This is a genomic window from Sutcliffiella sp. NC1 (genome assembly GCF_027594365.1).
Lineage (GTDB): Bacteria > Bacillota > Bacilli > Bacillales > Bacillaceae_I > Sutcliffiella > Sutcliffiella cohnii.
In genome coordinates, this window is record NZ_CP115153.1 from 3,392,488 (window position 1) to 3,416,465 (window position 23,978).

Annotated in this window: 29 protein-coding genes and 1 pseudogene; 12 read left to right on the forward strand and 18 right to left on the reverse strand. The window is 35.2% G+C overall.

The features are described 5' to 3' along the window. Positions 1–132: 132 nt before the first annotated feature. The 7 genes and pseudogenes from O1A01_RS17770 to O1A01_RS17800 all read left to right on the forward strand — a co-directional run. A pseudogene (locus O1A01_RS17770) lies at positions 133–315 on the forward strand (alpha/beta fold hydrolase); the annotation flags it as partial. A 130-nt stretch (positions 316–445) separates the two neighbouring features. After that, positions 446–976 carry a transposase gene (locus tag O1A01_RS17775; protein ID WP_270064414.1) on the forward strand — a complete coding sequence of 177 codons (531 nt, stop codon included), beginning with the start codon at positions 446–448 and terminating at the stop codon, positions 974–976. Positions 977–1,109: 133 nt separating this feature from the next. Further along, positions 1,110–2,363 (forward strand): DDE-type integrase/transposase/recombinase, encoded by a 1,254-nt coding sequence (locus O1A01_RS17780; protein ID WP_270064413.1) that lies wholly within the window; start codon positions 1,110–1,112, stop codon positions 2,361–2,363. After that, positions 2,356–3,156 carry an ExeA family protein gene (locus O1A01_RS17785; RefSeq protein WP_270064412.1) on the forward strand — a complete coding sequence of 267 codons (801 nt, stop codon included), beginning with the start codon at positions 2,356–2,358 and terminating at the stop codon, positions 3,154–3,156. The genes O1A01_RS17780 and O1A01_RS17785 overlap by 8 nt, the downstream gene beginning before the upstream one ends. Then, entirely contained in the window at positions 3,153–3,413 is a 261-nt protein-coding gene (locus O1A01_RS17790; RefSeq protein ID WP_270064411.1) for a DUF5348 domain-containing protein, read from the forward strand. The genes O1A01_RS17785 and O1A01_RS17790 overlap by 4 nt, the downstream gene beginning before the upstream one ends. A 119-nt stretch (positions 3,414–3,532) precedes the next feature. After that, positions 3,533–4,144, forward strand: a complete 612-nt coding sequence (locus O1A01_RS17795; RefSeq protein WP_270064619.1) for an alpha/beta fold hydrolase — start codon at positions 3,533–3,535, stop codon at positions 4,142–4,144. Between the two features lie 101 nt (positions 4,145–4,245). Beyond that, entirely contained in the window at positions 4,246–4,938 is a 693-nt protein-coding gene (locus O1A01_RS17800) for a DUF2711 family protein (RefSeq protein WP_270064620.1), read from the forward strand. A 24-nt stretch (positions 4,939–4,962) separates the two neighbouring features. Here O1A01_RS17800 and O1A01_RS17805 read toward each other — a convergent pair whose 3' ends face one another. Together O1A01_RS17805 and O1A01_RS17810 are read right to left on the reverse strand one after the other, a co-directional pair. Further along, complete coding sequence (locus O1A01_RS17805) at positions 4,963–5,598, reverse strand: pentapeptide repeat-containing protein (protein ID WP_270066433.1); 636 nt, start codon at positions 5,596–5,598, stop codon at positions 4,963–4,965. 46 nt (positions 5,599–5,644) lie between these two features. Then, on the reverse strand, positions 5,645–6,109 hold the full coding sequence (locus O1A01_RS17810) for a DinB family protein (RefSeq protein WP_270064621.1): 465 nt from the start codon (positions 6,107–6,109) through the stop codon (positions 5,645–5,647). A gap of 112 nt (positions 6,110–6,221) precedes the next feature. Between O1A01_RS17810 and O1A01_RS17815 the strand changes: the two genes are divergently transcribed. Both O1A01_RS17815 and O1A01_RS17820 read left to right on the forward strand, forming a co-directional pair. Then, the gene (locus O1A01_RS17815) at positions 6,222–7,460 is read left to right on the forward strand and encodes an MBL fold metallo-hydrolase (RefSeq protein ID WP_270064622.1); all 1,239 of its coding nucleotides are present in this window, start codon (positions 6,222–6,224) and stop codon (positions 7,458–7,460) included. 4 nt (positions 7,461–7,464) lie between these two features. Continuing rightward, the gene (locus O1A01_RS17820; protein ID WP_270064623.1) at positions 7,465–7,728 is read left to right on the forward strand and encodes a DUF3006 family protein; all 264 of its coding nucleotides are present in this window, start codon (positions 7,465–7,467) and stop codon (positions 7,726–7,728) included. Between the two features lie 58 nt (positions 7,729–7,786). Here the strand turns inward: O1A01_RS17820 and O1A01_RS17825 are convergent, their stop codons facing one another. After that, on the reverse strand, positions 7,787–9,136 hold the full coding sequence (locus O1A01_RS17825) for a cytochrome P450 (protein WP_270064624.1): 1,350 nt from the start codon (positions 9,134–9,136) through the stop codon (positions 7,787–7,789). 197 nt (positions 9,137–9,333) lie between these two features. On the opposite strand from O1A01_RS17825, the gene O1A01_RS17830 reads away from it, so the two are divergent. From O1A01_RS17830 to O1A01_RS17840, 3 genes are all read left to right on the forward strand, one after another. Further along, positions 9,334–9,828 carry a L,D-transpeptidase family protein gene (locus O1A01_RS17830; RefSeq protein WP_066416500.1) on the forward strand — a complete coding sequence of 165 codons (495 nt, stop codon included), beginning with the start codon at positions 9,334–9,336 and terminating at the stop codon, positions 9,826–9,828. 151 nt (positions 9,829–9,979) lie between these two features. Then, positions 9,980–10,507, forward strand: coding sequence for a DinB family protein (locus O1A01_RS17835; RefSeq protein ID WP_066416435.1), 528 nt, complete (start codon positions 9,980–9,982; stop codon positions 10,505–10,507). A 103-nt stretch (positions 10,508–10,610) separates the two neighbouring features. Further along, on the forward strand, positions 10,611–12,110 hold the full coding sequence (locus O1A01_RS17840; protein WP_270064625.1) for an aminotransferase class V-fold PLP-dependent enzyme: 1,500 nt from the start codon (positions 10,611–10,613) through the stop codon (positions 12,108–12,110). Between the two features lie 33 nt (positions 12,111–12,143). Here O1A01_RS17840 and O1A01_RS17845 read toward each other — a convergent pair whose 3' ends face one another. The 15 genes from O1A01_RS17845 to comGA form a co-directional block, all read right to left on the reverse strand. Beyond that, entirely contained in the window at positions 12,144–13,082 is a 939-nt protein-coding gene (locus tag O1A01_RS17845) for a DMT family transporter (protein ID WP_270064626.1), read from the reverse strand. Positions 13,083–13,161: 79 nt separating this feature from the next. Next, positions 13,162–14,298 (reverse strand): DNA polymerase III subunit beta, encoded by a 1,137-nt coding sequence (gene dnaN / locus O1A01_RS17850; RefSeq protein ID WP_270064627.1) that lies wholly within the window; start codon positions 14,296–14,298, stop codon positions 13,162–13,164. Next, on the reverse strand, positions 14,298–14,744 hold the full coding sequence (locus tag O1A01_RS17855) for a DinB family protein (protein ID WP_066416407.1): 447 nt from the start codon (positions 14,742–14,744) through the stop codon (positions 14,298–14,300). Before O1A01_RS17855 ends, dnaN begins: the two co-directional genes overlap by 1 nt. A 156-nt stretch (positions 14,745–14,900) precedes the next feature. Beyond that, on the reverse strand, positions 14,901–16,130 hold the full coding sequence (locus O1A01_RS17860) for an aminopeptidase (RefSeq protein ID WP_270064628.1): 1,230 nt from the start codon (positions 16,128–16,130) through the stop codon (positions 14,901–14,903). A gap of 231 nt (positions 16,131–16,361) precedes the next feature. Next, entirely contained in the window at positions 16,362–18,080 is a 1,719-nt protein-coding gene (ptsP, locus tag O1A01_RS17865; protein ID WP_066416400.1) for a phosphoenolpyruvate--protein phosphotransferase, read from the reverse strand. Then, the gene (locus tag O1A01_RS17870; protein ID WP_066416399.1) at positions 18,080–18,346 is read right to left on the reverse strand and encodes a phosphocarrier protein HPr; all 267 of its coding nucleotides are present in this window, start codon (positions 18,344–18,346) and stop codon (positions 18,080–18,082) included. Before O1A01_RS17870 ends, ptsP begins: the two co-directional genes overlap by 1 nt. A gap of 342 nt (positions 18,347–18,688) precedes the next feature. After that, positions 18,689–18,871 carry a YqzE family protein gene (locus tag O1A01_RS17875; RefSeq protein ID WP_066416398.1) on the reverse strand — a complete coding sequence of 61 codons (183 nt, stop codon included), beginning with the start codon at positions 18,869–18,871 and terminating at the stop codon, positions 18,689–18,691. Positions 18,872–18,908: 37 nt separating this feature from the next. Further along, a complete protein-coding gene (locus O1A01_RS17880) occupies positions 18,909–19,418 on the reverse strand; it encodes a shikimate kinase (RefSeq protein ID WP_270064629.1) in 510 nt (169 codons plus the stop codon). 376 nt (positions 19,419–19,794) lie between these two features. Next, positions 19,795–20,163, reverse strand: a complete 369-nt coding sequence (gene comGG, locus O1A01_RS17885; RefSeq protein WP_157729285.1) for a competence type IV pilus minor pilin ComGG — start codon at positions 20,161–20,163, stop codon at positions 19,795–19,797. Beyond that, positions 20,075–20,602: a competence type IV pilus minor pilin ComGF gene (comGF, locus tag O1A01_RS17890; protein WP_270064630.1), complete on the reverse strand. Its 528-nt coding sequence runs from the start codon at positions 20,600–20,602 to the stop codon at positions 20,075–20,077. Before comGF ends, comGG begins: the two co-directional genes overlap by 89 nt. Then, complete coding sequence (locus O1A01_RS17895) at positions 20,592–20,918, reverse strand: type II secretion system protein (protein WP_270064631.1); 327 nt, start codon at positions 20,916–20,918, stop codon at positions 20,592–20,594. Before O1A01_RS17895 ends, comGF begins: the two co-directional genes overlap by 11 nt. Next, the gene (comGD, locus tag O1A01_RS17900) at positions 20,902–21,354 is read right to left on the reverse strand and encodes a competence type IV pilus minor pilin ComGD (protein ID WP_066419802.1); all 453 of its coding nucleotides are present in this window, start codon (positions 21,352–21,354) and stop codon (positions 20,902–20,904) included. The genes O1A01_RS17895 and comGD overlap by 17 nt, the downstream gene beginning before the upstream one ends. Next, positions 21,351–21,689 (reverse strand): competence type IV pilus major pilin ComGC, encoded by a 339-nt coding sequence (gene comGC, locus O1A01_RS17905; RefSeq protein WP_066419803.1) that lies wholly within the window; start codon positions 21,687–21,689, stop codon positions 21,351–21,353. Before comGC ends, comGD begins: the two co-directional genes overlap by 4 nt. A gap of 1 nt (position 21,690) precedes the next feature. After that, entirely contained in the window at positions 21,691–22,722 is a 1,032-nt protein-coding gene (gene comGB, locus O1A01_RS17910; protein ID WP_066419805.1) for a competence type IV pilus assembly protein ComGB, read from the reverse strand. After that, complete coding sequence (gene comGA, locus O1A01_RS17915) at positions 22,715–23,800, reverse strand: competence type IV pilus ATPase ComGA (RefSeq protein ID WP_270064632.1); 1,086 nt, start codon at positions 23,798–23,800, stop codon at positions 22,715–22,717. The genes comGB and comGA overlap by 8 nt, the downstream gene beginning before the upstream one ends. Positions 23,801–23,978 lie beyond the last annotated feature (178 nt).

Below are 23,978 nucleotides of genomic sequence, written 5' to 3' on the forward strand. Positions count from 1 at the left end.
TCCTAACCTCACTACCATTTCAAAGCTCCTTCCCTCAAGTACATATTTAAATTGTTTTTATTCTGTAAATTGCACTGTAATTTTTCCTTTATGTTGTATGATAAAAATAGTATGAAGAAGGAACATGGAGGGATTTGGATGTATTACAAAGAGTTTGGAATAGAACATTCAACACTGATGGTTTTTATCCATGGCGGTGGAGTAAGTGGTTGGATGTGGGATAAACAGGTTGAATATTTTCGTTCGAAGTTTCATTGTTTAGTACCCGACCTTCCCGAACACGGTAAAAGTATTCATGAAGGCCACTTTACGATTGATGGGTGTAAACAGTCACTTTTTCTCCTCCAATATACAACTAAATTTTGCAAATTTCTCCGGAGTAACATCTATACTTCTCTAAAATAATGTGCTAAATTTTTTGCATATTACAAGGGGAGGTTTTTTTATGATCATTTCTTATGATTTTGGCATTGGATTAGTGGAATATGGTGAAAGAGGGATAGAGAACGAGTTTCCTTTATTGGATGAATGCTCAAATTGCCATTGCCCTGCACATGGAAATCTTCATCGTAACGGATATTATTGGCGTTATGGGATAACCGACGATGTTACATTACGAATCCCTATTTGTCGCATTAAATGTTTACAATGTAAAGTGAATATTTCTATTCTACCAGACTTTCTCCTACCATATTTTCAACATACTGTTCATACGGTTTTAGATAGGGTAAAACATGTGCTTCAAAAGAAAAAAGCAAAGGGCAGTCGTCAACTAGTAAGTTTTTACTACAAGCGTTATCTTAAGGGGATAAATTGGATACATAGCTTCTTTATCGATATCGGGCTGGTTAGCGCAATGTCAGGAAACATTATAAAAGAAGCCACAAAATATATGAAAATGATCTCTGATTTTGGCGAATCACCTTTCTTGCGAAGGTCACAAGGTCATTTATCAACATACTTTATGGCAAATTAATTCTATCATATTTGAGTGATTTAGAAAATATTGTTTATCCCACATACCTTTTTCATAGTCAGAAAATATCGAAAAAAGTAGAATAAGAATCATGGATGACCGGTCGTCCTTCTATAAAAAGGAGGAAGATTCCATGAATGAAAAAGAACGTGAACAGGTGGCCTTATTTCGATATGGGTTGATTTCCCCATTATTTAATGAACAAGTTGATCCGAAGGAATATTTTAAAGGCTTGGAGGGTAAGCTTCATTCCATTCCTTATTATGGGGAAAGGAAAGTGGCAGAAAAAACAATAAAAGAGTGGCTGCTTCATTATCGCCGACATGGGTTCGAGGCATTAAAGCCAAAGAAACGGGCAGACCAGGGGAATTCTAGAAGATTATCTCCTGATGATCAAGATCAAATTCTTGAAATACGAAAAAAATTTCTCCATATGCCAGTGAGTGTTTTCTACGAACATCTCATCGAGCTAGGAGAAATCAACAAAAATCAAATATCTTACTCTACTATAAACCGATTACTGAAAAAACACAACTTAGTAGGGAAAAATATTTTGGCTACTCCTGAACGGAAAAGGTTTGCCCATGAACGAGTCAATGTTTTGTGGCAGGCAGATTTGTCTCATGGCCCCTATATACCAATAGATGGCAAGAAGAAAAAGACATTTCTCATTGCCTATATAGATGACTGTTCACGCCTCGTTCCCCACGGTCAATTTTTCTCGTCAGAAAAGTTTGATGGGTTAAGAGTCGTGACAAAAGAGGCACTCCTCAGGAGAGGAAACCCCACCATCATTTATGCGGATAACGGGAAAATTTATCGTTCGGAAACACTTCAATATGCGTGTGCACAATTAGGAATTACGTTAGCCCATACGCAACCGTACGATCCTAGGGCGAAAGGAAAAATAGAAAGGCTTTTCAAAACGATTCAAACAAGGTTTTATCCCCTACTTCAGGCAAAGCCAGTTCATTCCTTAGAAGAACTGAATGAAAGGTTTTGGAGATGGTTAGAGGTAGATTATCACCGAAGAGTTCACGCTTCCCTGGATGGAAAAACGCCACATGAAGTCTATCAATCTCAATTAGAAAATGTGAAATTCCTAGACAACACGTCTATTTTGGACTCCATCTTTTTGAAACGGGAACATCGAAAAGTAAAAGCAGATAGTACCATTACATTAAATAAACAACTTTATGAAGTACCTCCTCGTTTCATTGGTCAATCAATTGATGTCCGATTCGATGAAAAAGGAATATTTATTTTTGAAGATGATAAAAAGGTAGCTGAAGCTATACCAGTATCTATGAGTGATAATGCCCATGTCAAACGGGTTCGGTCTCCTTTTACGTTATCAGCAGGAAAGGGGGAAGTCATAGATGTATAAGTCTTTTTATTCCTTATCCCAAGCTCCCTTTTCAAAGGAATTACGTTCAACAGATGCCTTCGCTTCCACAGACTATCAAGGTGCCATAGGGGCCCTAGATTATCTTAAAAAGTCAAAAGGAATGGGTATTCTCATTGGAGATCCAGGTGCAGGAAAAACTTTTACATTGCGCACCTTTAAAGAATCTTTAAATCCCTCGTTATATCATGTAGTCTATTTTCCACTCTCTACAGGGGGAGTAATGGATTTTTATCGAGGCTTAGTTTATGGCTTAGGAGAAGAACCAAAGTTTCGTAAGGTGGATTTATTTAGGCAAATACAACAAGGTATTGAACGAATGGCTCAAGAGCGTAAAATCACTCCCGTCTTTATATTAGATGAAATGCATATGGCGAAAGATGCCTTTCTACAAGATTTAGCGATTCTCTTTAACTTCCAGATGGATTCAACGAATCCTTATATTCTAGTTTTAGCTGGACTGCCACACTTAAAAACACGAATCGCCCTTAATCATCATCGACCTCTAGCACAACGAATGATTATGAAATACGAGATACAGCCTTTATCAAAAGAAGAAGTAAGAGAGTATATTCAACACCATATGAAGTTAGCAGGAGCGAAAATGCCGATTTTCACGGACGAAGCCATTGAGGCTATCGCTTCCCGTTCACAGGGGTGGCCACGAGTAATTAATTCATTATCGATAAATAGCTTATTATTCGGGTCACAACTAAAAAAAGAACAAGTAGATGAAGAAGTTGTACGTCTGGCAATTGAGGATAGTGGCTTATGATGAAAAAAGGGATACTAATCTATGATCATGAGGTACAGGAATGGAGATTGTGGATTGAACATAAAGCCTATTGGTTACAGCAAGGTGATTCTTTTGAGTTACTCGTTCAAAATCAATATTTTCAAGCATACCTTGAGAAGGACTTTGATTGGTTTGTCACCTTAGAGGGAGAAGTAATGTTTGTATTACATGTTCAACATATATATAAGGTACAAGTGAATCCACAAAATTATTTGGAAGTCGAGGACCCGTTTTAGGGTCTTTTCTTTATCAATAAAATCTGAAATAAAATGAATAAGATTTTGCACATTCCGAAATATAATGGAAAAACGAGCACATTATCTCAGATTATGTTCTGAATTAATTTGAAAAAGAGGTGCTGAAACAATGTGCTCGTTTACATGATGGGGCTGCCGATAAAATTATTAACCTAATTAATGAGAAAAGTAATGGTAAACGTGTTATTGCAATAGGATTTTCGTTAGGTGCTCAAGTTTTAATTGCTATGATAGGAAAGAAACCACAGCTAATTGATTTCGCTATGATTAATAGCCCTTTAGTTAAAAAAATTCCTTTCGCTAATGCTTTAACTAACTCGATGATGTTTGCATTTCCTTTAGTGAAATATAAAGCATTTTCCAAAATTCAAGCGAAATCCATGTACATAACAGAAGATTATTATGACATTTATTATGAAGAAAGCTGTCAATTAAGTAAGGATAGTTTTCTGCGGGTTATGAAAGAAAATATGTCATTTGCAATACCACATAAGTTTAATACTTCTAACAGCAAAATTTTAGTAACAGTCGGAGAAAAAGAAAGAAAAATCATGAAAGATTCGATGAAAGAAGTTACAAACAATAGCTCAAATAGTAAAGGTGTAATTTTACCTAGTATCGGTCATGGTTTTTCTTTAGCCCACCCAGACCTTTTTAACCGCATGCTCGAAGAATGGATTGAAAATGATGTTAATACCCTTAATGAATAGAGTTATAGTGTTTTAGTTATACAAAAATGACATTGGATATTATGTTAATTACTACATAATAGAAAAATAGATACAATTATCTTTAAGGATGGTGATAACGTATGGATGAATCGAATCGACGGGCTCCTAAACCACATAAATACGCTGTATGCGCTTATGAAGGTACCTCAATAAAGAAATTTTATAAAGATGTATTTGAAGAAGTTTATATTTTTTTTCATCCATTTTTAAAGCCTAAAAGTAAAGATTTGCAAGTTAATGGCTTTCCAACTACTAAGGAAATAAAACAAAATTATGAAGTAGTAACATGGAGAGAATTTTTAACATTATCAGGTCTAACTAGCATCCAACAATTGGATATCGGTCTGCGAACGAATATTTTAGGGTTAAGTAAAGAATATGCAGATCAAGAGGTAGGAACGATAATAAAAGATGTGTGTCAAAAGCACGGCCTTCTAGAACCAAGTGAGGGTGTTTTCCCAAATATCGTAATAGAAAATGTACTTAACGCTGTAAAAGAAGTTGGCCATAGTTGGATATGGTGTGGTGACGAACATTGTACAGAAAGAAAGCTTGAATATATTAATGATGTAATAGATGGAACAGTAGAAATCTATTTAAATCGAAATCTCTTCACACATGATCATAAAATTTTAATTACGACTCACTCGGATAGTCACTTTTCTTTTGTGTGCTCTGATAAAGCAACGGTAAAAAGAATAGTAGAGTCCACTAACCTAGAAGGGTTTTACTGTACAGACAAAACAGAAATATACTGGAGTTTACAAAAATAAGACTAAGGCTTTTAGTTGAGGGCCTTAGTCTTTTATTTTTAATCCAAGCAGCGTAGCAAACCCAACCGCTTGTTCCACAGAAACTTCACAACCTCTTAAGTTTTCCACTGCAACCGTAAGTCGTTGGAACGTAGAAGTACTTAAATCAATTCCTTTTAATGGGGTACCAGTGAAGTTAGCATCGTTTAATTCACATTGATGGAAATGAATTTTACTAAAAGTACAGTCATAAAAATCAGCGTTTTGTAATGAACAGGTAGTAAAAGCGACTTGCTTTAAATTTCCATAACCAAATCCACTTAAATTTAGATTGCAGTTCGTAAACAATACATTTTTCAACGTCGAATCCGAAAGGTTTAACCCGATTAATTTACAGTCAATGAATTCCACTCTATGTAAACTACCTTCTATTAACTGGACATTAGATAAATCGCAATTTTCGAAAATAACATCTGTAAGCTCTATTTTTCTAAACGATACATCTGTAAATGTAACGTTACGAAAAACAACTTGATAGAATTCTATTTTTTCTATTTGTTCACTTTCCACTATGGAGCTCTCCACTACACTTGAGCCTAAGTATGGCTCTTCATTGGAGAATACGTCTTGAAAACTTGCAGTCGTTAACCCCATTGGTATTTTTGGTTTATCAATCTTTATTTTGGCTACCATTTGGCACAATCTCCTTACATACTCTTTTTCACTCTCAATTTCTTATATTTCTACCAATAAAATTTGCAGGAACTGGTCTTTTTCCTAACTCCCTCGCCCATACTGATAATTGTCCGATATGATGAATTTCATGTGCGACGAGATGATGCAGTATATCATCAACTATATATGTATTTTTGTCCCACGGAATGTAAACATGTTCATTTTTCATCTCAAATAAATCACCGTTTAAAAATTCAGTTATTTCTTCTTCGTATCTTTTAGATAAAGACATGATTTTGTCCAACGTATCATATTCTTTGAAGGTAACGACAATATCCTCCTTACGTTGAATAGCTCGGATCCAACTATATTCAACCTCTACTATATGAAACAGTGTTTCTAATATACTCCCAACTCCACCAACTCGAGATTTTGTCAATTCTTCCTCTTTAACATGCTTACACCACTCAAACCATTCTTGTCGAACTTGCCAGTTATACGTAAAGAAGTTTTTCAATAATAACTCCCCGTTCCTAATAATTATCTTGTACTTTTTTGATTTTACCATATAAAAGCGTAAACCTTTTACCAATATGGTATATTGGTAAAATAGAAATGAGGGATACTACATGTACAAACACCATCTTTTAGCTCTATTTACCGTTGTTCTCTTTATCTTTACAGGATGCGCACAAGAGTCTACAAATTTAGGAAATAATACAAGTGAACACAATCAAGAGCAAAACTCTAATGATAAAGTACCTCCGAGCAAGAAAGAGGAAATAGAAGTAGAAAAAAATGCAAACGAAAAAGAAAGTCAATCGTTATCTGAGTTAAAGGTTCATTACATGAATGTTGGTCAAGCTGATTCCACCTTATTGCAATTCACTGTTGAAGGAGAAGCGTTTCATATACTAATTGACGCAGGAAATTGGAACCGAAATGATGTTGTAAACTATTTACATGCTCAAAACGTATCACATATCGACATTGCGATTGGCACTCATCCAGATGCTGACCATATTGGCCAACTGGATAAAGTAATTAATACATTTGACGTTGGGGAAGTTTGGATGTCCGGTAATACGAACTCTTCGCAAACGTTTCAACGGGTACTAGAAGCCATTGATAAAAGTGGTGCAGATTATTATGAACCGAGAATGGGCGATGAATTTGAAATAGGATCATTAGAAATTGCTGTCTTATATCCAAAAACAATCACAGAAAACGACAATGAAGAGTCCATTTCTTTAAAAATTACGTATGGTGATATTCGTTTTATCTTTACTGGAGATGCTAGTAAGAAAAACGAATTAAATATGATGCAAAGTGGATTTGATTTAGATGCAGATATTTTACAATTAGGTCACCACGGTTCATCTACTTCAACAGACCCTGCGTTTCTTAGTACAGTAAATCCATCTATTGCTATTTATAGTGCTGGTGTTGACAATAGTTATGGACACCCTCATGATGAGGTCGTTAACCTTGTCCAAAATGCTGGAATCGACTTATACGGTACGGATGTTCATGGTACTATTATCGTTTCAACAGATGGAAAAGATTACAAAGTTTTCACGAACAAAGATGGAACAATTACCCCTAGCAGCAAAAAAGGAACTCCTTCTGGGAATAAGAAGACGGAGGAACCTAAACAAGACTCTAATATTACTAAAGGCTGTATAGATGTGAATTCGGCATCTATTGATCAATTACAAGGGATAAAACATATTGGTATCGAACGAGCAGAACAGTTAGTCAATATTAGGCCTTTTAAAACCATTGATGATTTATCTCGAATAACCGGAATCGGTCCTGCAAGAATAAAGGATATTAAAGAACAGGGACTAGCCTGTGTAGGAGGGTAGTATTATGAAAGGATATTTAGACCGAATAGAAGATGATAAATATGCCGTTATTTTAGTTGAAGAAATCGGAAAAGAATATGTCCTTCACAAAGACCAATTACCACATGGAAGTCGTATTCATTCTTATTTTGACGTAAAAATTGAAGATGATCGTATAATTTCGTTAACACTGGATGAGAAGGCGTCTATCTCCGAACAACAAAAAGTAGATTCTATGATGGCAAAGCTGCGATCAAAAAATAAAGGAAGTAAGTTTTCCAAAAAATAAAGGTAGTACGAGGACTAATCCATAAGCTGTAGGGTTAGTCCCTTTTTATGAAAGTTATTTACCTTTTCTTCACTACCATTCGAATGCCATGCTTTGGTCTTAATGTAATCAAAGGTTGTGGTTTTACCGTGTGATGTTTCGGTGCAAGTCTAAGACTATATTGTTGGATAATACATACAAGAGTTAGAACTGTTTCCATGAGAGCGAAATGGTTTCCGATACATACTCTAGGACCACCCCCAAATGGAAAATATACGTAAGGCGGGAGACTTCTCATGAAGTTATTTTCAAATCTCTCTGGTATAAACGTATCCGGGTTCTCAAAATATTCAGCGTTTCGATGCATCACATATTGACTTATTAGGATCATGTCTCCCCTTTTTAATGTATGTCCACCTATTTCTACATTTCTATCTACTTCTCTACCAACTACATAAGCCGGTGGAAAAAGGCGCATAGACTCCCAAACAACATTTTGAGCAAATGGTAATTTCATAAAATCTTCTGCCCGAGGTTCACGCTTCAACACTACTGAGGATATTTCATCTTTAAGCTTTTCTTCTTTCTCTGGATGCTGTGATAGTAAATAAAGCGTCCAAGCTAATGCATTGGCTGTCGTTTCATGCCCTGCTAAAAAAATGGTCATTAGTTCATCTCGAAGCTGCGTATTGTTCATTCCTAAACCATCTTTTTCATCTCGAGCTGCCATTAACATTCCAAGTAAATCTTCTTTTACAATAGCTTCCTTTTGACGCTTTTTAATAATCTCATAAAGCACTTCGTCAAGCTTTTCTATCGCTTTATTAAACTTTTTATTTTCTTTTGTAGGAATCCATAACGGCAATGGAAAAATAGCTCTCATTCGTTTAATTGCTAGTGTCATTACAGCTTCCATTGGCTCCCCAATCATACTATGCCCTTCTTCTAGCTTCATACTGAACATCGTTTTACTTATTATACCTAATGTTATATTCATCATATCCTCTGTTATATCCCGTTCTTCTCCATCCTGCCACTTTGCAATGTATTGTAACGTTGTTTCAATCATATCTTGTCCGTAATTAATAATATGCTGCTTTTTAAAAGCAGGTTGGATAAGCCGACGTTGATACATATGCTTTTCTTTTTCACTTGTGAGTAATCCATCTCCAACCACTGTTTTCAAAGACCGAATATCATTAGATTTAATAAAATACTTTTGTTTTGTTACTAGTATTTCTTTAATTAACTTCGGGTCATTTACGAGGTACACTTTTTGAAAGGGACCAAATCTTAACAACGATATTCCGCCAAATTGTTCCGTTGTTTTCCTCATAAATTGCAGTGGGTCTGCTTGGAACTCACGCAAGTTCCCATTGAAAAACTTTCCTTTTGGTCCAGGAGGAGAACTAGACTTTCTACCTATCATTTTTTTAAAACCTCCATTCTCTAGTGAAAGTATCACTACCTATCTTCTGTAGTGTATGTGTAATTACTAGATTTGCTTGTATAGAAGCGGAAGGGTATGAATTATAGGTGTGCACAAAATTCATTTCACTTTTAATGGATTTTCTACCTAATTTGCATAGTATGTTAAAAACCAATAAATATTTGGAGGTGGTTTCACTGATTCATACGGTAAAAGTTGGTGAAACGTTAAATCAAATCGCTATCGACTATCGGAAGCCCTTAGCTACTATTATCAGTGCCAATCCTGGCATAAACCCAAATATGATCTATCCAGGTCAATCCATTGTTATTCCAGGCTTTCCATCACCTAATACAATCCCATATCGAATAGAAGTCTCCATTAATAATCGGCATTTACGTTTATTGAGAAATGGTTCTCTTCAAAAGCAGTATCCCATTGCTGTTGGTAGAATTTTGTATGGAACTCCAGTTGGTGATTTTATCATTATTAATAAGGCACCAAACCCTGGTGGTCCTTTTGGGACAATGTGGATGAGTTTATCGAAGCAACATTACGGTATTCACGGAACTAATGACCCAAGTTCGATTGGAAAAGCAGTATCTAGAGGATGTATTCGTATGTATAATCGGGACGTGGAGGAGTTAGCAAGCATCGTTCCGATTGGTACATTAGTTTCTATTCGACCTTAATTAAGCACTATCTAATAATATTGGATAGTGTTTTTTAATCACCTCTCTGTTATTAAATTAAACGGTTTGTTCTTTTTTACGTCATATCAGTAGAAATTATTTAATGCTATCATATATATAAGCTATTACTAGAAGAAATGGAGGTTTTTTAATGAATTTTGCACTAAAAGAGGCAGTTGAAATTTTGGAAAGAACACCAAAGTCACTAGAAGCCTTTTTAACAGGATTATCAAGCAATTGGCTACAATGTAACGAAGGAGATGCGACATGGAATGTAACAGAAGTAATTCTTCACCTTATTGAAGCTGAGAAGCATAATTGGATCACTAGATTAGAATTTATATTGCAGGAAGGTGAGAGTAACCCCTTCCCCGCCTTCGATCGTTATTCCCATCTAAGTATTAATAAATCAAGTTCCATAACAGAGCTAGTTGAACACTTTAAAGAAATACGGGCAAAAAATATCGAGAAACTACTTCAACTCATCGAATCAGAAGATCATCTTGAAAGAACTGGATATCATCCAGCTTTTGGTGTAGTAAAAGTACGTGAATTAATTTCAACATGGGTTGTACATGATCTCACTCATATCGCCCAAATCGTTCGAGTGTTAGCAAATAGATATAGTAACGATGTTGGACCGTGGATAGAATATTTAAGCATTTTAAAAAGAAACTAAAGTAGTTTTTTTTAAAACCATTTTTTCCAATTATTTTTACTATCACTTACAGATTTGACTACATATATTAGAGAAGCAACTTTGATATGAATGGTGGTTTATCATGATCTCTGTTAGAGTAGGTAATAATCATTATGAATTGGAAACAGAACTTGAGCAATATTTTCATCCATTTCGTCAACATATAATCGGGTTAAATTATAGCTACGAAACGCCTTATGGCAGACAGAAGATTATTTACGCAGATTGGACAGCTAGCGGCCGCTTATATAAACCTATTGAGAAAAAAATAACAGAACAATTTGGTCCATTCATGGCCAATACACATACAGAGTCCAATACAACTGGCTCTTTCATGACTGTTGCATATAAAGAGGCGAAACGTATTATAAAGGAGCATGTTCATGCAGATGAACATGACGTAATAATTTTCGATGGATTTGGTATGACTGCAGTTATTAATAAACTTCAAAGAATATTTGGCTGGAGATTGCCTGAACAATGGAACAACAAAACTTCTTTACCTTCAGATGAAAGACCTGTTGTCTTTATTACACATTTTGAGCACCATTCCAACCAAATAACGTGGGAAGAAACGATAGCAGATGTGGAAATTATCCGGCCCCAAAAGGATGGAAATGTTGATCTTTCGCACTTAGAAGAGCTTCTAAAAAAATATCGTCATCGAAAACATAAAATTGGTTCGTTTGCTGCATGTTCTAATGTAACAGGTATCATTACTCCCTATCACGAAATGGCTAAAATCATGCACAAACATGGCGGCATATGTTTTATAGATTTTGCCGCTTCTGCCCCCTATGTAGAGATAAATATGCACCCAGAAGATCCACTTGAAAAATTGGATGGTATCTTCTTTTCACCGCATAAATTTCTAGGTGGACCTGGTACGAGTGGTGTATTAATTTTTGATTCTAGATTATATAAGAACCAAATTCCTGATCATCCAGGGGGCGGTACTGTTACTTGGACGAATCCTTGGGGAGAACACCAGTATATAGAAAAAATTGAATATCGTGAGGATGGTGGGACACCAGGTATTTTACAAGGTATTAGAATTGCATTATGTATAAAGTTGAAAGAGCAAATGGGCATAGAAAAAATAAAAAAACGCGAAAAAGAATTAGTGAAATTAGCCTTATCAAAATTAAAAAACATTCCAGATGTATATGTTTTTGAACAAGAACAAACTAACAGATTGGGAATTATTTCTTTGCATGTTAACGACATGCACTACAATCTAGTTGTAAAACTATTAAACGATCGTTTTGGTTACCAAGTTCGTGGTGGATGCTCCTGTGCAGGCACTTATGGGCATTATTTATTTCAAATTACAGAGAATGAATCTAAACAGATTACAAATAAAATAGATACAGGCGATTTATCTAGTAAACCCGGTTGGGTACGGTTTTCCATGCATCCTACAATGACAAATAGTGAAGTACTAAGCTTTATAAACGCATTGAAATCTATTATACAAAATAAAGAAGAGTGGAAAAAAGATTACGTTTATGACGAAACAAAAAACGATTTTTTTTATATTCGACACGAAAGAGAAGATATGCAAAGACTTTTTCAATTATAGGCTAGAAGCAAGGAGCTAAGTTTCCTTGGCTCCTTATCCCGAAGAGTTTTTAGCCACTCCTGTTTGATGACTTTTACTCTTTTTAAGAATTCCACCGACTGATAACCACGAAACAAAAATAATCATCAGAAGTACCCCGTATAATTGCACAGTCTGCAACATCATCCCAAACCAAAGAGCCGAGATCATCATCGCGGTCAAAGGCTCCACACTTGATAATATACTTGTCTCAACTGCACTTATATATTTTAAACTACTCAAAAATAACACAAATGCCATAGTACCGAAAATGATTAATATTACTAACTTGGAAAGAACTAGTGGTTCAACAATGATAGACCATTCATTGGAACTCCAAACTCTATTTATAACTCCTAGCACAATTCCACCACATAACATTGCCCATCCAACAACTATTAATACACCCCACTCTTTCATCAAACGTGCAGGATATAACGTATAGAAAGCAAACGTAATACCTAACGCTAACCCCCATAATAAAGCTTTATTACTAACTAGAAGGTTAGAAAAGTTTCCATTTGTCATTAAAAGAAACAAGCCGATTAACGTCCCAATAATGCCAATTACTTGATAGCCTGGTGGTAACTTTTTATGTAACAAAGATACGTACAGTACTACAAAAATTGGTGCAGAAAACTGCAATAATGTTGCCACAACCGCGTTACTTTCCTCGATCGCTGCTACAAACGTATACTGAATTCCTAGCATCCCGAAAACACTGAATAAGACGAGCTGATTTCTAGAACTTGGTTGTTTCCAAATTGAAAAAACATCTGCTTTTTTTATACATAGCAGTGATAATAGCACTAAGCCCGCAATTGTTAAACGTAACGTTAGTAAGAATGGGACTGATAGATTAGTATTTTGTAAAATATATTCAATTAACGGCCCAGTTGCTCCCCACAAAGTAGCTCCCGAAATGATCATCAATATGCCTTTTATACGTAACATTTCTATGACTCTCCTAATGTAAACAAATTATATATCATCATAGCATGCTCATTACTTCTATGCCACTTTACTTTTAAATTTACTTTGTTCTTACTGGAGAGATTAGGTGTTTATGATATGTTTCATCTACTGGTTGTATCAAAACAGGCTTTAAAGATCCATTGAAACGAATACTAATTTCGTCTTCTTTCATAACCTTTAAAACATCTATCAATAATTGTCCATCTAACGTTATATTTACATCGTTTTCTCCTTGAAGTGATGTTATCGACTGAATTTCCTTTATATCTCCAATTTCTGTAGATTTAGAGCTTATTTTTAGCGTAAAGTCCGGTAATAGCTCGAAATGGATATTGTTATTTCTCGAATTCTTTGCAAAAAAATTCGCTCTTTCTATTCCTTGAAGGAGTTGTTTTCGGTGTATAGTAACGATTGTTTTAGCATCACCCAATAATAGGCTTGTAACATCTGGATATTTTCCATCTATTATTCTAGTGTGAAAATGAAAGGTAGAAGTAGAGAAAAGTATTTCATGATCGGTTATCGTAATATTTACTTGTAATTCATCATGACTTAATAATTTTAACAGTTCATTAAGTGCAGATTTTGGAACTATGCAGCATGTATTTACGTTCGAGTTAATAGCCATCCTTCTATATGCTAATCGATGGGAATTTGTGGCGGTACATGTGAGTTGATCTTGTTGGAAGGAAAACATAATTCCTGTTAGTACAGGTTTAGTAATGGTGTTAGATGCCGCATACATTGTAGATTTTAAAATTCCAATAAGTTTACTACTAGTTATAGTTATGCTTATTTTACTATTTTCATTTATTTCTAATAGGGCTGGATATTGTTCAGGATTTAACCCTTTAATGTTTATGGAAATACCTGTTGCATTCAATGTTACTAGAAAATCTTTTTGCATTTTCATTGTTATTTCATCAGGAAGCTTTTTTAATAACTCTAGTAAGTGTTTTGCCGGAATAACAACGGTACCCGCACGATATATTTGTAACTGCTCTGTACCATTAAACTTAGTTGGAATTTGCTTTTTTATTGAAAAAGTGGAATTACAACCAACTATTGTTATTCGATCTGCTCCCGCTGTAATTTTTATCCCTGCTAAAATAGAATCTGTTTTTGTAGACTCGATCGCTTTACTAACATGAGAGACTGCTTGAAAAAAATAATCTTTGTTAATGGTAAACTCCATTATTTTAGCTTCCCGTTTATTTGTTCGATATGATGAGCGTCATGCTTTAAAAACATTTTTATAAAGCTTTCAGCTGAGTATTGGCGTTTGCCTTTTCCAATTGTGAATTTAATATCGCTAGGTACGTTCTTTATTTTTTGTAACAGTTCGTTCCTTGTTTCCACAAAGTATTGAATAATAGTATGTACGGTGTATTTCTCAAGTGTATCAATTGCTAATTTATTATATTCATCGTGATCAGGAAACTGCGGTAAGTTCGCTCCATCACTCATTTTCGGAACCATTACTTCTAAATTAAATTTATCCCAGTAGTATAAATGAGCAATAATTTCCTTTTGGGACCATTTTCCTTCACCGATAGGCTCTAACAATATGCTCTCATCTTTATTACTTAACATTTGTACAGCGTTTAGTGTTTCTGCAAATTGTTGAAAAGTTTTACTCATATTTTCTCCTCCTAATATATTGAATAATTTCATTATATCGAATCTTCCGAGGGAAGGGAACGTATATTCTCTATTTGCCAAAAAATAAAATAGAAGCGATCAATGAAGAACGCTTCTTCTATATTCCTTTTATAAACTTACCCTCAGATTAAATCATTAAATAGCCCATTCTCCCTTTTCCATAAGCAATTCCTTTTTACCGTCCTGAGCAATACCATAAATGGTCAACTCGCTAGAACCGATCATAAAATCAACGTGAACGACACTTGTATTAATTCCGTTCTCCTCTAACTGGTTCTTTGTCATTGCTCCTCCACCATTAATACAAATCGGATATGCAGAACCTAATGCTAAATGGGAAGATGCGTTTTCATCAAATAACGTATTGTAAAAAATAACATTTAACTTTGAAATTGGGGAGCTGTTTGGCACTAAGGCAACTTCACCTAAATACATTGCTCCCTCATCTGTTTCTAATAGTTTTTGAAGCACATCTTGACCAACCTCAGCACTGTAGTCAATAACTCGTCCTTCTTTAAAAGTTAGTGTGAAATTATTAACTAATTTTCCGTTTAAGTTTAAAGGTTTCGTAGAAGTAACTGTTCCATCTACTCCTGTTTTTACAGGTGCTGTAAAGACTTCTTCAGTTGGTAGATTGGGGACAAAGTAAGTACCTCTTTCATTATGTATTCCCCCACCTAACCATACTTGCTCTGTTGGTAGTTCAATCTTTAGTTCAGTACCTGGCCCTTCATAGTGAAGTGCTTCATATTTCTTATTATTTAAATAGTTTAGTTTCTCTTGTAATGTTTGCAGATGACTTTCCCATGCAGCAACGGGGTCCAGCTCATTGAGCCTTGTTACAGCAAATATGTGATCCCATAACGTATTCAATGCTTCTTCTTTTGGGAGATCGGGATATAATTTACTCGCCCACGCTTCTGATGGCACAGAAATAATGGACCAACTAACTTTACCTGTTTGTATATAAGAACGATATTTCTTTAAAGCTGTTGCTTCAGCGATATTGGCAGTAGATACTTTTTCAGGGGCTACTTCTTTTAATAAGTCTGGATCCGAAACGACTATCCGTAAAAATGCTGCACCCTCTTCTGCCATTTCCTCCATACCTTTTACTTTCCACATTCTAACTTCTTTTAAGGAATCTAGTGACGCACCCTCGTATGCAATTTTTGTGATTTGTGAATCATGCCAGTCGATATGTACGTATTTTGCGCCAAATTCATAGGCTAGCTTAGTCACTTCTCTTACGAGTGTTGCTGCAGTAATTGGTGCTTGCACTACTAACGGCTGACCTTGTTGTAAATTGATACCTATTTTTAATGCTAATTCAGCATATTTTTTTAAGCTTTCTACATTCATCATTTCAACTCCCCTTCTTTAGAATATTTTAACATATAGTGTTTTGTGTTGATACGGAATGGAGATGAAAGTTCATTAAGTGTCGGAGGTTTTTTATGTTAATTTTGGGCGTCAATGAGGCTTTATTTCTGTTTTATTTATGTTAAGCAAGATTTTATTTGCGGTAGCAACGAATTCGTTTATTAATAAAAAAACTAGCCAAGGAATTCGACTCCTTTAGCTAGTTTTTAACAATTACTTTATAAATTTATCTCTAACAAGTGCCTCTACTTCAGCTTCGGTACTTAATGAAAGAATTTGTTCACGCAATTGTGCTGCTTCTTCTTTAGATAATCCTTTTAACTGAGTACGTGCTGGTAAAATGCTTGTTGCACTCATACTGAATTCATCAAGGCCAAGACCTAGTAAAATTGGAATTGCGATTGAGTCTCCAGCCATCTCTCCACACATACCAGCCCATTTACCTTCTTTATGAGCTGCTTGAATAACATTATCAATTAAGCGAAGGATTGCAGGGTTGTATGGTTGATATAAATAGGACACTCGTTCATTCATACGGTCAGCTGCCATTGTGTATTGAATAAGATCGTTTGTACCGATACTGAAGAAATCTACTTCTTTCGCAAACACATCTGCCATTACCGCTGTGGAAGGAATTTCCACCATCATTCCAATTTCAAAGCTTTCAGCAACTTGTACATTTTCAGTTACAAGCTTCTCTTTTTCTTCTAAAAGAATCGCTTTCGCTTGGCGGAATTCTTCCACTGTTGCAATCATCGGGAACATAATTTTCAGATTCCCATGCACACTAGCACGAAGTAATGCACGTAATTGTGTACGGAAAATATCTTGTTCTTCTAAACATAAACGAATAGCACGATATCCTAAGAATGGATTCATTTCTTTCGGTAAATGTAAGTATGGCAGTTCTTTATCCCCACCGATGTCTAACGTACGAACAACGACTGGTTTTCCTTCCATACGCTCTAGTACTTCTTTGTAAGCAGTATATTGCTCTTCTTCCGAAGGTAGTTCTGTACGGCCCATATATAAAAACTCTGTACGATATAAACCTACTGCTTCTCCACCATTCTTTAATACACCAGCTACATCTTCCGGAGTACCGATGTTTGCTGCTAGTTCTACGTGATGACCGTCAGCTGTAACTGTTTTTTCAGAAACAAGCTTCGCCCATTCTTGCTTTTGTTGTTCATATTTTTGTTGTTTTTCTTTATACTCTTCTACTTGTTCAGGCGTTGGATCAATAATGACTACACCGTCTAATCCATCAACGATTAACATCGTATCATTTTGAACAGTGGAAGTAATATTTTTTGTACCAACAACAGCTGGAATTTCTAAAGATCTCGCCATTATAGCTGAATGTGATGTACGTCCCCCAATATCAGTAGTAAACCCTTTTACAAACTGGCGGTTTAACTGCGCTGTATCAGATGGAGTTAAATCCTCTGCAATGACAATTACTTCTTCTGAAATTAAGCTTGGATTTGAAATCGTAACACCTAAAAGATGAGCTAGCACACGTTTTGTAACGTCACGAATGTCAGCTGCACGTTCTTTCATATATTCATTATCCATTGATTCAAACATAGAAATGAACATTTTTGCCGTTTCATCTAATGCGAATTCTGCATTCACTTTTTCAGTTGTTACTTTATCTTTAATTGGGTTTATCAATTCTGGGTCACTTAGAACTAATAAGTGTGCTGCAAATATTTCGGCCTTATCTTCCCCAAGTTCTTTAAGTGCATGTTCTTTAATTTTCTCAAGCTCTTGTTTAGAAATTTCTACTGCTTGAACAAAACGTTTAATTTCTTCCTCAATCGCTATTACTTCACGCTTTTCAACGTGAAGTTCAGGAGCTTCCAAGCGGTATGCTTTCGCAATGGCGATACCACTGGAAGCAGCAATACCTTGAATAATAGATGACATTATTCGCCTAGGCCTTCTCTCTTTAAAGTTTCCTCTAATGCACTAATTGCTTCTGTAGCGTCAGAACCTTCTGCCACAATTTTGATTTCGGAACCTTGGGGAATTCCTAGAGACATAACACCCATGATGGATTTTAAGTTTACACTTTTACCGTTATATTCTAAATTGATATCTGCATCAAACTTACTAGCTGTTTGTACCAATTGAGTTGCTGGTCTAGCGTGAATTCCTGAATCTGCTGTTACTTTAAATACTTTTTCTGCCATGTTTTTCATTCTCCTTTAGTAATAATTTATTTTGTTGGCGTTTCCTATAGTTTCTACAAAATATGTCCACTTATTTATATATTCCCATTATCGTGTAGAAAGAAAACAAGCTTTCGCAAATACTAAATGTAACATTATTACAAAACATTTTTGCAACTAAAAAAGGCATGAGTAAATAAGCATAGAGATATCCTATCTCTATAAAAACTTATTACTCATGCCTGATCGAATCAGTAACACGTATATATTTAATGCGTTAACAGTATTTGCAATGAATTATTTACATTAGAATAGTAGCATATACTTTTCTAAGTTGGCAAGTAAAAAGTACTACTTTTGCCATTAGCTCTCCTTCTTCTTGAACATCAGTTTTAACGAAAGTGGAATGACCCCTAACCATTGGTTTGAAAGTGGAGCTTGTTCTTGCTTTCGGACTATCCTCTGCTCTTTACGTACATCTTTCGGCTGATCCATATAACTTACAAGCTGTTGGGTTACATATTTTACATAATCATTCGTTTTCAACTTATACCACCACCATTATATTAATAGCAGTATTAGTTTAGCCTTCTGTACCTTTTTTAATCATCCGTTCTATTTCTGTCACAATTTCTTCAATTTTTTTACCATTTGTATTTACTGTATAATGGGCATCTTTATAAAAAGGTAATCGACTTTGAAACAGAGCTTCTACCTCTTCTATACTTTTATCTAAAATTAAAGGTCTTGTTATATCGCCTTCAAGCCTTTTCATTACTTCTGTAATATCTGCATATAAGAAGACAATGAGGCCATGTTGTTTCATCCACTGTCTATTTTCTTTGCTTTTAATTATTCCCCCACCAGTGGTTACGATAGCGTTTTCTAACGGTAATTCTTTTAAGGCGCTTGATTCTTCCAGTCGGAAAAAACTCTCTCCTTGATCGCGAAAAATTTCTTTTACTGATTTATTCATCTTTTTTACAATATATGTATCCGTATCAAATACTGGTAAGTTTAAATGTTGACTAATTGCCTGGCCAACTGTTGTTTTGCCCGAACCCATAAACCCTGTAATATAAATAGTCTTCATTTTATCTCTCCTTCAAATGGAGGTTGGGACATAACTATTTTTATCAAAGTAAATAACGAACAAAATAGAAAAGTAGAGATAATCCGCTACGGAAATATACTTCGCTTTCCGCGGGCGTGTCTAGTTACGGCGGCTTGGCCCTCGAGACATAAGCCAGTCACTTCCGTTGGGCAAAGAGCGCCCAACTGCAGCGTCTGTCTTATGCTTGTCGGGCCAGAGCGAGCCGCCTGCACTTTTCGTACTGGTGAGCCTCCTCGTGCTTCGCACTGCTATCTTCTCACCTAGGCCTTTCCTCCCGCTGGAGTCTACGTATATTTCCTCCGCTAAATCTGCGATAGTTCGTTTTTTAAAAGAGGATTTTAGTTTTGTCTCAGCCTCACTGTTGTTGCCAAGAAATTACCTTTTTCTCGTTTTGATCATATATTACTTTCACATCATTTACTCTACCAGAAAGTGCCCGTGCCCGAAGCACAATCGTTAGGAGAGGTTCTTTTTCTGAAATATTAAATTCGACCTCTCCAGTTGAAAAATCTTTTATTCCAGATTCCACGTATTCATCGTTTACAATTTGAGCTTCAAGCATATCCCAAACATATTTTATCATGATTTCTAGATCATGAACTTGATTAGTTTCAAAATAAAATCTTTTCTCTAAATTATACAATTGAATATGATGAAGTAAATAGGCAGTCATAATCATAGCCATTGCGATAGTGATCGGAAAGATGAAGCCACGCTCCGTCATTTGTTGCTCCTTTCGTCCACTTATGAACATTAATTTCATACGTCTCACCATTTAATCCTGTTATTTGTAAAAAAGCTCCATTGCTTGTTTCCGTTACAAAAAACGAATAAACGTTTTGGAGAGCAATCACATGACCTGTCCCGTTAACCCTTCGTCTAATGCGATTTTGATAATATTCATACGTAATTTTATCACCTTCGTTGTTCACAACCGTTAACACGTTTCGTACAACATACGATTCCTTACCAGCCCGTATTTCTTTATTTACTTGCTGTACGAAAACGTCTAATTCAAGCGGATGAATCGTAACTGGCGTAAACGTTAAATTGTGTAACGATTTTAGTAATAGCGGTAAAGCAGCACAAACTGCTAACAAAACGGAAAAACTAATTAATAATTCAACTAAAGTAAAACCATATTCATTATTTTTAATCTTCATAATATATAGCACATCTTTCACGAGATACGTTACGATAATCGTCGTATATTATACATACTGCCTTGTTTCCTTCTACTGTTCGTTCTACAATTTGCATCCCATTACTATAATTCTCAATATCAAATTGCATTTCCCCTGCACGTCTTTTTTCCAGCTCATTCGTCAAGGTATACCTTATAGACTGTTCCAGTTGTAAGTTTTTCCTCTCCAATACAATAAACAGAAAATTCGGCAATAAAAAGGTAGCAATCATTATCCAAATAATAAGGGAAGATACCGTTTCTGCCAGTGTGAAACCGTTACAATTTTTGAACATAAAATCTTCCAAAGCCTATTTGAAAAACTAAAGAATATCGTTCTCTTCCCTTATAAGAAATAGCATAGGTACCTGAACTAGAAATGGTTCCTGTTCGAGTAAATGTTATCGTATTTCCGATTGTCCAACTTCTTATCTCAATTGCAGGATCATATTTACGATTGACTAGTTCTGTAGGCGTTTTAGTTCCTACAATTCGATAATAATAATCTGACGGAAAAAAAATTACTCTAACTGATTGATTAGAACTCATCGCATATTGTTGTGCATACAATAAATCATCTGTAAGTTGTTGAATAAAATGTGTCATTATTTGACGCTCTTTTACAGGTGATAACTTCACAATGGATATAGATATTATAACGGTCACAATGGACAAAACGAGTAGCGATTCTAAAAAAGTAAACCCGTCTTGACCTCGCAAATAAATTCTCATTGTGACCCCTTAGGTACAACCGCTTTGTTGTTAACTAGTTCGATACTTTGACCACCAGGACATTTTAATTCGCCATTTTCTTCGAACTTTTCCTTCAAATATTCTTCTGTATTTAAATCAGTTAATTGTTTCGGATATTCTCCTTCATCTATTTTGTACGCTTCTACTTGTGATTGAACCATCGCTAAAAAGGCATCACAACCTTTACTGTCAATCATCGTTGAATTTTTGGAAACGTTCGGAATCATAACAAGAAGTAAAACAGTAATAACTAACATAACTAGTAACATTTCAATTAAAGTGAAACCTCGTTCATTCTTGAAAATCTTTCTCATATTATATCCCTCCTAATAATTGAAACATCGGTATGAAAATACATAAGTATAACAGCATCACAAAAACACCAATGCTAGATAAAATCACCGGCTGTAATATTGAAATTAGCTTTTCCATTTTTTGCTGAGATAGCTGTAATAGAAGTTGGCTATAATCTTGAAGCTCTTTTGACAATGCCCCGTTTTTTTGACCATGTACTAATACAACAGCTAACCCGTCGTCGAATACTTTCTCTCTTGCTATTGCAGCTTCTAGTGATTCTCCGTCAACGAGTGACGCGTGAATTTGTTTCGTGATTTTTTGAAAGTAAGGAGAATAGCTTTGTTGTTCAAACACTTCAAGCGATTCATTTATGCTTAGTCCGGCATGAAGCAACTGACTTAATTGGTCGGCAAAAAATTGGGTGTAATAGTAGGACGTAACAGTAGTAATGAAAGGAAGTTTTAATAGTAGATGTATTTTTTCTTCAGGTGAAAGTTTTTTCTTCCAAATTGGGTATGTGATAAAAATAATTAAAACGAGACAAAAGAATAATCCAAAAATTGTTGGTACGTTCGTCACTAAAAGGAGCATTCCGCTTATTAACAAATTGTTATTAATATTAAGTTGTAAAAATAATTGTTCAAACTGTGGCACTAATACAATTTTCACAAACAAAAGCATAAGAAAAACAAAGAAACAAAGAAAAAATGGGTACCTTATTGTTTTCATTATTTTTTCACGCGTCATTCTTCGGTTTTTTAGTAGCTCACTACTAGTTTTTAAGCTATTACCTAAATCACCATGTTGTTTAGAAAAAAATAATAGTGACAAAACTAAACTATGAAATTGAAGCTTAGAAAGAATGGCGTGAAAGGAATGTCCTCCTTTTAAGCAATCAATTATATATTTTAAATCACTTTGAATTTCAGGCTTTGCATGTAAACTAAATAGCTCTATCGCTTCTAGAATTGTGTAACCATTACTATATAATTGTCCGATTCTTTGAAGAAACTGCTCTTGTTGATTTAGTGACCATGTATTTTTAGCCAACGGTCTCCCCCCACTTTTGTATTTCAAATGGGTGCAAATAACCATAAACTATTCCTTTATGAATACAATCACTGATCGTGTGGAACTTTGGATTAGAAGCAGAACCTTTCACTTCTTTAAAAACTTCTTTTAGCTCCTTCCCGTACAATAATTCGTATACACTAGCAAGGCGATGCTTCCGATATTTTCGGCAGTATGGTGAACAAGTTTGCTCACAGTATGGACATTTAATTTCAACAAGTCGCTGGGCTGATACTGCAATAAGGGTTTGTTCTAACTCATGAAAAGGTACACCAAATTCCAATAGCCTGTATATTGCACCTTTTGTATTTTTAGAATGCAGTGTGCTTATTACTAAATGTCCTGTTAACGCTGCACGAATGGCAATTCTAGCCGTTTCCTCATCACGGATTTCTCCAACCATGATGACATCAGGATCATGGCGTAAAATAGCTTTTAAACCTGTCGAATAAGTGATTCCCGCTTTTTCATTTACTTGTACTTGTAAAACGACGTCACTTCTTCTTTCAACTGGGTCTTCTAACGTAATAATATTTCGCTTTAGCATTTTTTTACTAGCATCAATAAGGGAATATAGTGTAGTTGTTTTGCCACATCCAGTTGGTCCAGTGAATAAAATTAAACCGTGAGAATGTTTCATCCAAGTTAATAACTTTGTAGTGGTCGATGGGAACAGAGATAGGTATTTTAAAGGAAAGACGGATTGGTTGGGTAGAAGTCGTATTACTAAACTTTCGTTCGTATAAATCGTAGGTAATGTAGAAAGGCGCAAATGAACGGTCTGTTTTTTTAGCAATAGTTTCATTGAGCCATTTTGAGGTTTTCTTCTCTCTCCAATATCCATTGATGCTTGAAATTTAAAGTGAGAAAGTAATCGTTCATATAAGGGTAGAGTAATTTTCTTTTGATCGTATAAATAGTGATCCATTCGAAATGAGATGGTAGCGTGTTTTTCGTACGGTGTAATGTGTATGTCGGACACCTCTAATTGGAGAGCTTCTAGAATTAATGCTTCACTAATTGTTTCTATATTCAATTTTTCACCTTCTTTTTTCATACTAAAGAGTGCTACCTGAATACTTTTAATAGAAACATCAAAATGTAATCTTTCGTCACTAATATTCTACAAAATTTCACAATTTTCTTCCACACTTTTTTAAAATATTTTCAGCAAATTTATTATAAATCCAAACAAAAGCTCCTAACAAAGAAAAAGACAGAACCGATAAACGGAA